Annotated in this window: 13 protein-coding genes and 2 pseudogenes; 9 read left to right on the top strand and 6 right to left on the bottom strand. The window is 70.9% G+C overall.

The features are described from left to right. Positions 1-775: 775 nt before the first annotated feature. The gene (locus MFF58_RS16235) at positions 776-1,591 is read right to left on the bottom strand and encodes a universal stress protein (protein WP_238289777.1); all 816 of its coding nucleotides are present in this window, start codon (positions 1,589-1,591) and stop codon (positions 776-778) included. Positions 1,592-1,842: 251 nt separating this feature from the next. Between MFF58_RS16235 and MFF58_RS16230 the strand changes: the two genes are divergently transcribed. From MFF58_RS16230 to msrA, 8 genes and pseudogenes are all read left to right on the top strand, one after another. Next, entirely contained in the window at positions 1,843-2,361 is a 519-nt protein-coding gene (locus MFF58_RS16230) for an ion channel (RefSeq protein WP_238289775.1), read from the top strand. An 85-nt stretch (positions 2,362-2,446) separates the two neighbouring features. Next, positions 2,447-2,662, top strand: a complete 216-nt coding sequence (locus MFF58_RS16225; protein WP_238289773.1) for a hypothetical protein — start codon at positions 2,447-2,449, stop codon at positions 2,660-2,662. A 10-nt stretch (positions 2,663-2,672) separates the two neighbouring features. Then, positions 2,673-2,930, top strand: a complete 258-nt coding sequence (locus MFF58_RS16220; protein WP_238289772.1) for a hypothetical protein — start codon at positions 2,673-2,675, stop codon at positions 2,928-2,930. Then, a pseudogene (locus MFF58_RS16215) lies at positions 2,927-3,736 on the top strand (NRAMP family divalent metal transporter); the annotation flags it as partial. The gene MFF58_RS16220 and the pseudogene MFF58_RS16215, both read left to right, overlap by 4 nt. A 7-nt stretch (positions 3,737-3,743) precedes the next feature. Further along, a pseudogene (locus tag MFF58_RS16210) lies at positions 3,744-4,415 on the top strand (NRAMP family divalent metal transporter); the annotation flags it as partial. Positions 4,416-4,692: 277 nt separating this feature from the next. After that, positions 4,693-5,340, top strand: a complete 648-nt coding sequence (locus MFF58_RS16205; RefSeq protein ID WP_238289771.1) for a BON domain-containing protein — start codon at positions 4,693-4,695, stop codon at positions 5,338-5,340. An 84-nt stretch (positions 5,341-5,424) separates the two neighbouring features. Continuing rightward, positions 5,425-6,234 (top strand): universal stress protein, encoded by an 810-nt coding sequence (locus MFF58_RS16200; RefSeq protein WP_238289770.1) that lies wholly within the window; start codon positions 5,425-5,427, stop codon positions 6,232-6,234. Between the two features lie 639 nt (positions 6,235-6,873). Continuing rightward, the gene (msrA, locus tag MFF58_RS16195; protein WP_238289769.1) at positions 6,874-7,392 is read left to right on the top strand and encodes a peptide-methionine (S)-S-oxide reductase MsrA; all 519 of its coding nucleotides are present in this window, start codon (positions 6,874-6,876) and stop codon (positions 7,390-7,392) included. 282 nt (positions 7,393-7,674) lie between these two features. Here msrA and MFF58_RS16190 read toward each other — a convergent pair whose 3' ends face one another. From MFF58_RS16190 to kdgD, 4 genes are all read right to left on the bottom strand, one after another. Continuing rightward, positions 7,675-7,830 (bottom strand): hypothetical protein, encoded by a 156-nt coding sequence (locus MFF58_RS16190; RefSeq protein WP_238289768.1) that lies wholly within the window; start codon positions 7,828-7,830, stop codon positions 7,675-7,677. Positions 7,831-7,967: 137 nt separating this feature from the next. Further along, positions 7,968-9,317 (bottom strand): glucarate dehydratase, encoded by a 1,350-nt coding sequence (gene gudD / locus MFF58_RS16185; protein WP_238289767.1) that lies wholly within the window; start codon positions 9,315-9,317, stop codon positions 7,968-7,970. Between the two features lie 113 nt (positions 9,318-9,430). Beyond that, the gene (locus tag MFF58_RS16180; protein ID WP_283206443.1) at positions 9,431-10,786 is read right to left on the bottom strand and encodes an MFS transporter; all 1,356 of its coding nucleotides are present in this window, start codon (positions 10,784-10,786) and stop codon (positions 9,431-9,433) included. A 98-nt stretch (positions 10,787-10,884) separates the two neighbouring features. Continuing rightward, on the bottom strand, positions 10,885-11,799 hold the full coding sequence (kdgD, locus tag MFF58_RS16175) for a 5-dehydro-4-deoxyglucarate dehydratase (RefSeq protein WP_238289766.1): 915 nt from the start codon (positions 11,797-11,799) through the stop codon (positions 10,885-10,887). Between the two features lie 107 nt (positions 11,800-11,906). Here kdgD and MFF58_RS16170 point away from each other — a divergent pair, with 107 nt between their 5' ends. Then, entirely contained in the window at positions 11,907-12,809 is a 903-nt protein-coding gene (locus tag MFF58_RS16170; RefSeq protein ID WP_238289764.1) for a LysR family transcriptional regulator, read from the top strand. A 32-nt stretch (positions 12,810-12,841) separates the two neighbouring features. Here MFF58_RS16170 and MFF58_RS16165 read toward each other — a convergent pair whose 3' ends face one another. After that, positions 12,842-13,471 (bottom strand): hypothetical protein, encoded by a 630-nt coding sequence (locus MFF58_RS16165; protein ID WP_238289763.1) that lies wholly within the window; start codon positions 13,469-13,471, stop codon positions 12,842-12,844. Between the last annotated feature and the right edge of the window lie 27 nt (positions 13,472-13,498).

Below are 13,498 nucleotides of genomic sequence, written 5' to 3'. Positions count from 1 at the left end.
GGCCCTGGCCAACCCGGAGAAGGTCGGCTCGTTCCCAACGGACGAACCGTTGATCTGGCGTCGCGGTATCCGTGGTCGGCGTGGCAGTGCAGGGACTATGGGATCTGTTTCCAGCCTCGCGCCGGGTCAATCAGCACGAGAAGCGCGACCGGCTCCCATCGGCGGCGGCGCTTGCTCGGGCGCGCGAGCCGATCCTGACGTGGTGGCGTGCGGCCTGGGATGCTGCGGCGCTTGCCGACCGGTTCTGGGCCGAGGCTCGGGCAGCGCTGCCGATTGCAGCAGACACCTCATACGAAGCCGCGTTCGCCGGGCTGGAGTGGCGTCGCCTGCGCGTCAGCCAGGATCAGCAGCCGCCGGAATGGTCAGGACGAACGGCCGCTGGCCCATAAATTATTGCGACTCAGAAGCGTTTATCCAATCCGCAAGAGGCACAGTTTCATATGACCCAGCAAGTTTCGCCCTCGCGCGCGTGAGGCCGCAGTGTCCATCGTAGTCCGGGGACAACCGGTACAAGCCGTTCAAAAATGTGGGTTGCAAAGTGGGTTATGCCAGCAGGCCAAAACAGAAATATCATTCTGAGCAATGATTTATCGCGACTAACCGGCGGAGCCCAGGACCGCCTTCCGGAAATCCGGGGCGCTCCCGGCACGGGGAGCGACCGCGCCGGCCTCGTCCGGCCGCCTGGTCGGGGCTACGGGCCAGCGACCCGCGAGACGGCCGCCATCCTTCGGGGCGCGAGGCCCCGAGGGGAGGCGGACGGGTCCCTTCCCCGTCCTCAGCGAGACATCAGGCAGCAGACGGAGGCCTCCTCCAGCAGGTCGTGCGTGACCCCGCCGAAGAACCACTCCCGCAGGCGGCTGTAGCCGTAGGCACCGGTCACGAGCAGGTCGGCGCCGAACGCACGGGTCGTGCCCCTCAGGTCGTCGGCGACGGTCCAGCCGGAGGGCTTGGCCAGGTGCGCGCTGGCATTCACGGCGTGCAGGGCGAGGTAGCGGACCACGTCCTCGACTTCGGGGCGGTCCTCGCCTGGGCCGACCCGGAACACCTGGACCGCCTCGGCCCGACGCAGGATGGGCAGGGCGTCGGACACGGCGCGACGGGTCTGAAGGGTGTTCTTCCAGCCGATGACGACGCGCTTGGCCTCCAGGTGCTCGAGGCCGGCCGGAACCACCAGGACAGGCCGGCCCGACCCCATCAGCGCGTCGCCGACGTCGGCCGCCATGCCCCGCGTCACGCCCTCGTCGGCGTGGCGCCCGACAACGACGAGGTCCGCCACCCGGGATTGTCCCTCCAGGAACGGGCGCGGGGCCGCCACGTCGGAGCGCCATTCGACCCGGTCGATCAGGCAGGCCGCCGTGCGAAAGGCCTGCTCCGCCTTGTCGAGCCTGCCGAGGGCGGCCCGACGGATCTCCTCGATGACCATTCCCATGGGCACGGCGGTCTCGCCGTACCCCCGCGGGTAATCGGGCACGCAGGCGGCGACGCCGACGACGCGGGCCCTGTAGCGCTCCGCGAGCCCCGCGGCGAGCCGGACCCGAGCCGGGGCATGCAGCCCGTCGTCGACCGCGACCATGATGCTGGCAAAGGACATCGGAGCCTCCCTCGGCCCGGACTGGGCGGCCGTCACGGTGCGAGCACCCGGCCGGGACGGTGTTGACCTGCCTCAATCCGCCGGCCCCGGACCACGGCGGGGCGGAGCGTCGGCGTGACCCTCGATCCTCCGGTGACCGGGATCAGGGCGCGGCCGGCAGGATCAAGCTCGCCGGGCGTCAGGCTTGAGGCAGGTCAACGCCGCCCCCGGGAAGCTCGGGCACGATCCCCCGACCCCCGAGGACAGAAGCCATGTTCGTCGTCCTGGCCGCCAGCATCGTCCTCGTCATCGCCACCATCATCGTTCTCTACGAGACCCTTCGCCTGACTTCCGAGCACCTCGCGGCGCTGCCGGTGCCACCGCGCTGGCGCATCGTCGTCGTGGTCCTCGCCGCGTTCGCCGGGCACACGGCCGCGGTCTGGATCTACGCCGCGGCCTACTGGCTGCTCGTCCTGCAGCTCGGCCTTGGCGCCTTCTCGGGCGTTCCTGTGACGTCCCTCGAGGACTGCGCCTTCGTCTCCGTGGTCGCCTACTCCTCGCTGGGCTACGGCGACCACGCCCCCGTCGGCCATGCCCGCCTGCTCACGGGCGTCGAGGCGCTCAACGGCCTCCTCCTGATCGGCTGGTCCGCGTCGTTCACCTACCTCGCCATGGAGCGCTACTGGCCGCTGCACGGGAAGGCGCACGCCCACCGCGCCGCGACCGCCCGCCACCCGGCGGACGGGGAGGCCGGTCGCAAGCCCCTCTCCCCGCCGGCGGCCGGCACATGAGCCCGTCGGCACCCTTGCGCTGGATCAAGGCCGGCCGGCCCGGCGGGTCCCAGGGTGCCCCCCGACCGGCAAGCGGAGGCGAGCGATGCGCGAATACTTGGTCACCTTTCACAAGACCGTCCCGGACGACACCGGGCACGACCATCGCGTCCTGCAACGGCAGGCGGTCGTCGTCGCCTGCTCGGACGTCGCCGCCGCCTACACGGCCAAGGCGATGCTGTGCGAGGCGGACGGCGTCGTCGACTGGCGGCTGCGGGCGGACACCTGCGAGGTCTCCGAACTCAGCGAGCGGGCGGCCTGAGGAGGCGCGGATGGGCCATGGACTGACCGAACCCGTGCACTGGCAGGGGCGACAATGGGCCGTCACCGGCTACGGCATCGAGGCGCTCGGCGGGAGGTACCACATCCCGTTCGCCGACCTTCCGGATACCGGGACGGCGCGACCGGATTGGCTGGACGCCCTCTTCCGACGCTACGGCACCGACGGGGACGACCTGTCGGAGGCCCTGAAGGTCGCGCGTACGGTCCGGTCTGGAGCGAAGGCCACGGCATCGAAGCCGGCGGCATGAGTGCCCCGTCCCTCACAGTCGAGGAGGCGGACGACCCCGAGGCTCAGAGCCCCGCCGTCGGCCCCTCGAAGCCGCGCCTGCTCCGGGTGCTCGGGCCCGGACTGATCACCGGCGCCTCCGATGACGACCCGAGCGGCATCGCCACCTACGGGCAGGCCGGCGCCCAGTTCGGCTACGGCCTGTGCTGGACCATGCTCTACACCCTGCCGCTGATGGCGGCGGTGCAGATGGTCTCGGCCCGGATCGGCCGCACCACCGGCCACGGCATCGCCGGCGTCCTGCGCGAAACCTACCCGAACGCCCTGCTCCAGGGCGTGGTGCTCCTGCTGCTCGCTGCCAACGTCCTGAACCTCGGGGCCGATCTCGGCGCCATGGCGGATGCCCTCGCCCTGCTGCTGCCGGGCCCGCGCTGGCTGTACGTGGCCCTCTTCGCCGGCACCTGCGCGTTCATGCAACTCGCCCTGCAATACACGCGCTACGTCGCCGTCCTGAAGTGGCTGACGCTGAGCCTGTTCGCCTATCTCGGCGTGGTGATCCTGGCCCGGGTCTCCTGGTGGGACCTCGGCGTGGCCCTGGTGGTGCCGCGCATCGACCTCGGCGGCGGCGGCCTCACCACGCTGGTGGCGCTCTTCGGGACCACGATCAGCCCCTACCTGTTCTTCTGGCAGGCGGCCGAGGAAGCCGAGGACCTGCACGCCTACCCGCGCCGGCGCGATCTCCTGCACGCGCCAGAGCAGGGCGGGGGCGCCCTGCACAGGATCGAGGTCGACACGCTCGTGGGCATGACCTTCTCGAACCTGGTGGCGCTCGCCATTCTTCTGGCAGGCGGCCGAGGAAGCCGAGGACCTGCACGCCTACCCGCGCCGGCGCGATCTCCTGCACGCGCCAGAGCAGGGCGGGGGCGCCCTGCACAGGATCGAGGTCGACACGCTCGTGGGCATGACCTTCTCGAACCTGGTGGCGCTCGCCATCATGGTGACCACGGCCGCCGTCCTGCACGCGAACGGCGCCACCGACATCCAGACCTCCGCCCAGGCCGCGGAGGCGCTCCGCCCCCTGGCCGGCCCGTTCTCCGCGACGGTCTTCGCCCTCGGCGTCATCGGCACCGGGCTGCTGGCGGTCCCGGTTCTCGCGGGCTCCGCGGCCTACGCGGTCGGGGAGGCCCGACGCTGGCCCGTCGGCTTCGGCCGGCGCCTGCTGGAGGCGCGCGCCTTCTACGGCACGATCGCGCTCGCGACCCTGGTCGGCATGGCCGTCAGCCTCGGCGCGGTCGACCCGATCCGGGCGCTCTACTGGAGCGCGGTCGTCAACGGGGTCATCGCGGTCCCCATCATGGTCGTGATGATGCTGGCGGCGGCGCGCGTCGACGTCATGGGCGCCTTCGCCGTGCGGGGATGGCTCAAGCTGCTCGGCTGGGTTGCCACGGCGTGCATGCTGCTCGCGGTCCTCGCCATGCTGGCGACGGCCGCGCTTCCCCTGATCTAGCGCGCCGCGGCCCGGCGACCGCCCGTCAACCGCGTCCCGTTCCAACGGGGTTCGGGCGACGGAGAGGGAGCGCGTGAGAGCCGATCGTGCTGCCCGCGCAGCCGCGGGCGCTGCCCGGCCTGCGCGGTTGGCGGACGTCCTCACCGACGCCGCCTGCCCCCCGACCGGACGGATCGCGGCGGGCAAGGCCGTTGCGCTGGATCAATGTCCCTCCGCCCGCCGGGCCTAGCGTCTGCCGAGACCAGGCATGACCGAAGCCGGATCGAGGAGACGAGCGATGGGCGACCAGCAGATCCGCCAGAACATCATCGACGAGCTGGACTTCGACCCGAGCATCGACGCCGCCCATGTCGGCGTCGCCGTGGAGAACGGCATCGTCACGCTCACCGGCCATGTCGGCAGTTACACGGAACGGGTCGCCGCCGAGAAGGCCGCCCAGAAGGTGCGCGGCGTGCGCGGCGTGTTCGAGGAGATCAAGGTCCGCTTCGGCGACGAGACGCCGCCGCGCGACGAGGACTTGGCGCGACGCGCCGTGCAGATGCTCGACTGGTCGGTGACCGTCCCGCAGAACGCCGTGCAGGTGAAGGTCCAGGACGGCTGGGTGACGCTGTCCGGCACGCTGGGCTGGCAGTACCAGAAGGAGGAGGCCGGTCGGGCGATCCGGCGCCTCGCGGGCGTGGCGGGCATCGTGAACACCATCGCGGTGGCCCCGGAGGCGAGCGTTTCCGACGTGCGCGCGAAGATCATGGCGGCGCTCAAGCGCAGCGCCGAGATCGAGGCGGACGCGATCAAGGTGACGGTCGAGGACGGCAGGGTCGTCCTGGAGGGCAAGGTGAACGCCTGCCACGAGCGCCGGCTCGCCGAGAGCGCCGCGTGGTCGGCCCCGGGCGTGCGCGCCGTCGAGGACCACCTCACGCTGGCCTGAGCCGGATGGGCCCGGCGGCGCCGCAAGCCGCGCCTGTCCGGTGAAGGCGGTCCGATCTCGATATCGATCAGGCTGGAGAGATCCATGTCCTACACGAGCGTCATGGTAGCGGTCGATCCCGGCGAGCCTGCGCGGGAACGCGTCCGGCTGGCCGCGCACGTCGCCGACGACTTCCAGGCTCGCCTGATCGGCCTTGCGGCCGAGAGGCCTGCCTATGAGCCTGCACCCGCAGGCCCCACCCCGGGTGGCGGGTACTGCATCGCCTCGGTCCAGGAAGCCGCCCTGAACGACCTCCGGCTGGCACACGCGGCGTTCAAGGAAGCCGTCGGGGGCCGAAGCCGGGTCGAATGGCGCTCCACGCTCGCCTGTCCCTCGGCATTCCTCGCGGCTCAGTCGGCCGCCGGCGACTTGCTGGTCACGGGGCGGGGCGACGTCGGCGGCCCGCTGACGTCGATCGACCCCGGGGATGCCGTGATGCGGCTCGGCCTGCCGGTGCTGGTCGTTCCGCCCAAGGTCGAGCACCTCGAAGCCCGGCGTGTCGCGGTGGCGTGGAAGAACACCCGTGAGGCGCGTCGCGCCGTCCGCGACGCGTTGCCATTCCTGAAGCGGGCCTCGCGAGTCGTCCTGATCTCCATCGACGACGGGAAGGGAGCTGACGACGCGCGGGACCTGATCGGTCTCCTGCAGTCACACGACGTCGACGCCACGGCGGTCCAGAGAGACGCCTACGGCGCTTCGACCGCCGAGGCGTTGGTCGAGGCGGCTTCCGAGCAGGCCGCCGACCTCATCGTCGCCGGCGGCTACGGGCATGGCCGGCTTCGGGAATGGGCCTTCGGCGGCGTCACCCGCGACTTGCTGGCGGATTGTCCCGTCTGCTGTCTGATGAGTCATTGATCCGGCGCAGGCCCTCATGGGAGCCGCGCACGGAGCGGGTCGGCGACAGCCCGCGCCGGCGGGCCGGATGAAGCGCCGCGGGCCGGCGCCCGTCGGTCGTGCGGTTGGGACGGCAGGCGTCGGCATCCCTCGAGGGTCCGCCCACGAGGCCTGTCCTTGTGCGCGGATCGACCGCGTGCGCTGATCGGTCGAGCTGGGGCCGATCGCCTAACCCCGCGTCCGGCCGCCCGCCTCCCCGGGTGATCGCCCGCCCGCGCCCGTCGCCGGCCCGGATCTGGCGTTCCCGCTCCCCAGGGGGGCGGCCAGCCCGCGATCCCCCATGCGGCCCGGTCCAAGATACCGGCCGGGTCACGGCCGAGAGCAGGCTCTCGGTGCCGGGGCGGCGCACCAGAAGGCCGGTGTGGCAACGCTCGGTGGAATGCTGCCGGGCGCGATTCGCTATTTCTCCGGTGATTTGCCCGGCCGCCGAAGCCCTCTCCGGACGCCCCCTTGAGCCGGCGCCGGAGTTCGAAACGGCAGCGGACGCGAGGACAGGGGTGACGCGCAGCGCCGACGCAGGGAGAGAGGGTACGGAGCCGCAGAGCAAAGCGCCTGCGCAGTCCCCATCTGAGGGAAACAGGCAGTCCACGGAGGAGCGATATGGGGACCGAGAGAGCGGTGTTGGCAGGCGGCTGCTTCTGGGGCATGCAGGATTTGATCCGGCGCCGGGAAGGCGTGGTATCGACCCGGGTCGGCTACACGGGCGGCGACGTGCCGAACGCGACCTACCGCAACCACGGCACGCACGCCGAGGCCATCGAGATCACCTTCGACCCGGAGCGAACCAGCTTCCGACGCATCCTGGAATTCTTCTTCCAGATCCACGACCCGACCACGCCGAACCGGCAGGGCAACGACCGGGGCCTCAGCTACAGGTCCGCGATCTTCTACGTCGACGACGCCCAGCGTCGCGTCGCCGAGGACACCATCGCGGACGTCGACGCGTCCGGGCTCTGGCCGGGCAAGGTGGTCACCGAAGTGGCGGCGGCCGGGCCGTTCTGGGAGGCCGAGGCCGAGCACCAGGATTACCTGGAGCGTCGTCCCGACGGTTATACCTGTCACTTCGTCAGGCCTGGCTGGATGCTACCGGTCCGCTCACCAGCCAAGCAGGAAAGCTGAGGCTGGGCCCTCCCGGTCCCGAGGGGTTTGTCCAGAATCGGGGGCACGGCTGCGATGTCGCGGCCGCGCCCCCGCCAGGCTGACCGAACTACGTCCCGCAGCAGAACGCCTGCTTCGTCGCGGGGAGGCTCGGCGGCCCGCGATGCGGGCGAGAATCCGGCGTGCCAAGGCTGACGCCGGCTCCGCCCCAGATCGCGCATGCGGGGGCGAAGCCGGTCGGACGGGCCTGTCCGGTGAAGCGATCACCCCGGCCGTTCGGGAATTCCGGCTGCGCTGCGTGCCTCAGGCCGGCGCGGCCGGATCGATGCCGTCGGTGACGGCGCTCCTCCTGGCACGCCCCTCCTTCGATGCGGCGAAGCGGGCCCTGGCCTCCAGCCTCCCCGGCGCTTCGATCCCGGCGAGCCGCGCCACCCCGTCCTTCCCGCTGTCCGACGCCATCCGGTACCGGGCCTGCAGGTGGGACGCGGCCGCAGGTCATCGGGCCGGCGCCCCGCGGTGCGCAGCCCCGGCCGAAGCCCCGGCCGGAGGCTCGCCTGGCCGCGGCGTGCCGCCCGCCGACCGTCGTCGCGGCGCGATCAGCGGACGAGGCAGGGCTTCTTCGGATCGAAGGTCCAGCCGGGGATCAGGAACTGCATCGCCGCCGCGTCGTCCCGGGCGCCGAGCCCGTGATCGCGGTAGAGGGCGTGCGCCGCCTCGACGGCCGCCCAGTCGATTTCGATCCCGAGGCCCGGCCGCTCCGGCACCTGCACGAGGCCGCCGCGGATCGCCAGGGGTTCCCTGGTGAGGGGCTCGCCGTCCTGCCAGATCCAGTGGGTGTCGATCGCCGTGACGTTGCCGGGGGCCGCCGCGGCCGCGTGCGTGAACATGGCGAGCGAGACATCGAAGTGGTTGTTCGAGTGCGAGCCCCAGGTCAGGCCGTGGTCGCGGCAGAGCTGGGCCACCCGGACCGAGCCGGCGAGCGTCCAGAAATGCGGGTCGGCCAGCGGGATGTCGACGGCGCCGAGCTGGATGGCGTGGTTCATCTGCCGCCAGTCGGTGGCGATCATGTTGGTCGCCGTGGGCAGGCCGGTGGCGCGGCGGAACTCGGCCATGATCTCGCGACCGGAGAATCCGCCTTCGGCTCCGCAGGGGTCCTCCGCGTAGGCCAGCACGTGGCCCTGCCCCTTGCAGAGCCGGATCGCCTCGGCGAGGGACCAGGCGCCGTTCGGGTCCAGCGTCACCCGCGCCTTCGGGAAGCGCGCGTGGATGGCGGTCACGGCGGCGATCTCGTCCTCGCCGCGCAGCACGCCGCCCTTCAGCTTGAAATCGTTGAAGCCGTACTGCGCGTAGGCCGCCTCCGCGAGGCGGGCCACGGCCTCCGGGGTCAGCGCCTCCTCGTCGCGCAGCCGGAACCAGCCGTCCTGGGCGCTAGGCGCCCGGTAGCCGAGGTCGGTGCGCGTGCGGTCGCCCACGTAGAACAGGTAGCCGAGCATCTCGACCGCGTCGCGCTGCTGGCCCTCGCCGAGGAGGGCGGCCACCGGCACCCCGAGGAACTGTCCGAGCAGATCGAGGAACGCCGTCTCCACCGCCGTCACCGCGTGGATGGTGATGCGCAGGTCGAAGGTCTGCAGGCCGCGCCCGCCCACGTCGCGGTCGGCGAAGCGGGTCCGCATGGCGTTGAGGACCGCGTTCCAGGCCCCGAGCGGCCGGCCGATCACGAGGTCCCGGGCATCCTCCAGGGTCCTGCGGATGGCCTCGCCGCCGGGAACCTCGCCGAGCCCCGTCGCGCCGGTGGAATCGGTGAGGATCACGAGGTTGCGGGTGAAGAACGGGCCGTGCGCGCCCGAGAGATTGAGGAGCATGCTGTCGTGGCCGGCAACCGGCACAACCTTCATGTCGGTGACCGTCGGCGTATGGCGCGCGGCGTGGCCCTGATCGTTCAGCATGGCGTCCTCCTCAAAGCATCGGGTCGGGGAGCGGCACGGCCGGTCTCCGCCGAGCGCGCGCAGCAGGGGCGGAACGGGACCGGACCGTCCTGGGACCGGTCTCGTTCCGACGGTCAGCTCGCCTTGAGCTCGACGCGGCGGATCTCGCCAACCACCACAAGGTAGCAGAAGCAGGCCACCAGGGCGTTCAGGCCCACGAAGACCAGGGCCCCGTCGAACGATCCGGTCGTCTGCACGATGTAGCCGATCACGATCGGCGTGGTGATGCCGGCGGTGTTGCCGAAGGTGTTGAACAGGCCGCCCGAGAGGCCGCCGCTCTCCCGCGGGGAGGTGTCGGCGACGACGGCCCAGCCGAGCGCACCGATGCCCTTCCCGAAGAAGGCGAGCGCCATCAGCCCGACCACGACCGCGTCGGTCTGGACGTAGTTGCAGCCGATGATGCTCATCGAGAGCAGCATCCCGCCCACGATCGGGATCTTCCGGGCCGCCGTCAGCGAGAAGCCGCGCCGCAGCAGCAGATCGGAGATCACGCCCCCCAGGATGCCGCCGATGAAGCCGCACAGGGCCGGCAGGACCGCGGCGAAGCCGGCCTGCAGGATGGACAGGCCGCGCTCCTTGACGAGGTAGACCGGGAACCACGTCAGGAAGAAGTACGTCAGCACGGTGATGCAGTACTGGCCGATATAGATGCCGAGCAGCATCCGGTGGGCCAGGAGCTGGCGCAGCGTCTTTCCGGCATTCCCCTGGGTCTTCGTACCCTGGCCGTCCATGTCGAGCAGCGCGCCGCCGGCCTCGATGTAGTCCCGCTCCGCCTGGTTCATGGACGGATGGTTCTTCGGGCTGTCGACCACGCGCAGCCAGAGGATCGCGAACGCGAGTCCGAGCACGCCCATGCTGGTGAAGACGTGATGCCAACCGAAATTGTGGACGATCCACGCCATCAGCGGCGTGAACAGAACCGTGGCGAAGTATTGGGCCGAGTTGAAGAAGGCCGAGGCCATGCCGCGTTCGCGCGTCGGGAACCACGCTGCGACGATCCGGGCGTTGGCCGGGAAGACCGGAGCCTCCGTGAGACCGACCGCGAGGCGCAGGGCGAACAGCATGACGACGGCGGTGAGGCCGGTGAAGAAGCCTACGGCCCCCTGGACGAGGGTGAAGCCGGACCAGAGGGCGACGGCCGCCGCGTAGACCCACTTGACGCTGTAGCGGTCGAGCAGCCAGCCCGCCGGGATCTGGGCGAGGACGTAGGACCACGCGAAGGCCGAGAAGACGTAGCCCATCTGAACCGGGGTCAGACCGAGCTCCTTGGCCATGCCGGGCCCGGCGATCGAGATGGTGGCGCGGTCGGCGTAATTGATCGTGGTCGCGGCAAACAGCATCAGCACGATCAGAAAGCGGACGCGGGTGCGGCGCGCCGCCTCGGCCGCGTCGAGCATGGTGCTCGCCGTGCCGCTCGTCATGGCACTCATGGACGTTCTCCCTGGATGGATGCCGCCCTGTTGCGCCCGGGCGTCGGGTCGGGCCGCCGTTGGTTCGGCCGCTCCGGTCTTGGCGCGGATGCGGAAGCTCAGCGGCGGTCGCCGATCAGCGCCTTCAGCTCGGCGTGTTCCGCGGCGGCGAGTTCGACGAGCGGCGGCCGAACCGGGCCGGCATGGCGGCCGACGGCGGTCATGCCGGCCTTGACGATCGAGACCGCGTAGCCGCGCCTGCGGTTGCGGAGCGCGATGTAGGGCAGGACGAAGTCGCGCAGTTCCCGGTAGACGGCGTCGCGGTCGCGGCGGCGCACCGCCTCGTAGAAGGACAGCGCCCATTCGGGCAGGAAATTGAAGATCGCCGAGGAATAGGTGGTGACTCCCATCTCCAGATACGGGAGTGCGAAGGTCTCCGCGGTCGGGAGGCCGCCGACATAGGTCAGGCGGTCCCCGAGGCCGGCATAGATCCGCGTCATCAGCTCGACGTCACCGACGCCGTCCTTGAACCCGACGAGGTTCGGGCAGCGCTCGCACAGGCGGGCCAGGGTGTACTCATCGAGTTGGGCGTTGGCCCGGTTGTAGACGATGACGCCGAGTGCAGTCGCGCGGCAGACCGCCTCGACATGGGCGGCGAGGCCGGTCTGCTCGGATCCGACGAGGTAGGGCGGCAACAGCAGGAGGCCGTCCGCGCCGGCGGCCTCGGCCGCCTGGGCGAGCTCGATCGCGAGGGCGGTGCCCTGACCGGTCGGAGCGATGACGGGCACGCGGCCGCGGGTCTCCTCGACGGCCGCGCGCAGGACGCGATCGATCTCGGACGGCGTGAGCGAGAAGAATTCACCGGTGCCGCCGGCCGCGAACAGGCCCGACACCTTGTAGTCAGCCAAGCGACTGAGATTGTCCCGGTAGGCGCTCTCGTCGAAGCTGAGATCGTCGCGGAAATGGGTGACCGGGAAGGAGAGCAGCCCGGAGCCCAACGCGCGGGCCATCTCGGACGGGTGCATCGTGGCCATCCGTTTCACTCCCTGATGTGCGCCATTCGGCGTTGCGTCAGGGCTAGGACAGGCGATTAAATGCGTCCAACGCTAATTCTGGCTGGATTATCCCGGATCCTGCATCAATGTTCGATCTCGGCCATGCCCGCAGCTTCGTCGCCGTCGCCGAGGAGATGCATTTCGGTCGGGCCGCGGCGAAGCTCAACCTCACGCAGTCGCCGCTGTCGCGGCAGATCCAGATGCTGGAGCAGTCGCTCGGCGTGACGCTCCTCGATCGCACCACCCGTACGGTCCGGCTGACCCCTGCCGGACGAACGTTCCTGGCGGAGGCCTATCGGGTTCTGGGAGCGGCCGAGAGCGCCACCCGCATCACGCGCCGCGCCGCGCGGGGCGAGAGCGGCGTGATCCGTCTCAGTTTCACCGCGGCCTCGGCCTACCGCACGCTGCCCCGCGTCGTGGCCCATGTCCGGGCGATGCTGCCGGAGGTCGATCTCGTGCTGGCCGAGATGGTCTCGGACGAGCAGATCCTGGCGCTCGAAGAGAACCGCACCGATCTCGCGATCCTGCGGCCGGCCCCGATCCTTCAGGATTCCCGATCGTCGATCGCGACGGCCCCGCTGGTGAGCGAGCGGCTTCTGCTCGCGGTGCCGCGCAGCCACCGCCTGGCGAACGGCACCGCCCCGACACTTCAGGATCTCGACGGCGAGGCTTTCGTGACCTGGTCGCCCAAGGGCGGCCGGTACTTCATCGATCTGCTCGACAGGCTGTTCGAGACCGGCGGGGTGGCGCCGCGGATCGTGCAGCGGGTGAATCAGGTCCACGCCATGCTGGCCCTCGTCGGCGCTGGCATCGGGATCGCGCTGGTGCCAGCCAGTACCCGAGGGAACAGCATGGCGGATATCAGGTTGCGCCCGATCGCGCTCCCCGCGATGGCCCGGCCGGAGCTGTTGCTCGCGTGGCGCCGTGACAATTCCAATCCCTGTCTGGTCTCGGTCCGCACGATCGCGCTCGAGACGGTCGAGGTCTGACGCGCCCCCGCGGCGACGGCGGCGCCCGCTCCTCAGGCGCCGCCGCACATGTGCTGCGAATCCGGGAGCGTCCACGATTCGAGCGTGCGGAGGTTCGTCGTCTTGTAGAAGCGCCCCCTGTCATCGTCCTTCGGGCAGCCCTTGGGGATCGAGACGAGGCAGGTCGTCACCGGATCGCCGATGCGGGAGTTCCCGATGGCTTCGACATACGCGTACGAGATCCCGTACACGCCGTTTTTCAGTTCAACACTGGTGCCCTCGCCGGGTGTCCCCTCGGCGGGCTTGGTCAGCGTCGCGCTGAAGCGCGTCCCCAAGTGGGTGATCGCGCTCTGCGCGCATGCGCCGACCGTGGTCGGCGGCGTTTCCCCCGCCCGAGCCTGAGCCATCAGGCTCAATGGAACCAGTGCGGCGAGACCGATCACGCTCATCCTGCCCACGATCTTCCTCCCTGCTGTCCACCTCTCGCTCCGCCCGCGCCGGGCGGGCGGAGGCCGGACGGGCCGGATTGCGGCTGCGCGTTTCGGACCATGACGGCGTCCGGGAACGCGGTCGAGCACGGCATCCGCCGGGCCGATCAGCGCGGGGCGGATGCCGTCGAGGATCTCGGCTCCGGCCCGACCGGTCGCCGCGACGTCCCCCGCGAGCCCGCCGGCCGTCACCACGACCGATATGTCCGCGCGCCCTCCGGC

This window comes from Methylobacterium longum, from assembly GCF_022179385.1.
GTDB classification, from domain to species: domain Bacteria; phylum Pseudomonadota; class Alphaproteobacteria; order Rhizobiales; family Beijerinckiaceae; genus Methylobacterium; species Methylobacterium longum.
The sequence above is the reverse complement of the archived record's forward strand: the minus strand, read 5'-3'. Positions and strand labels throughout refer to the sequence as shown.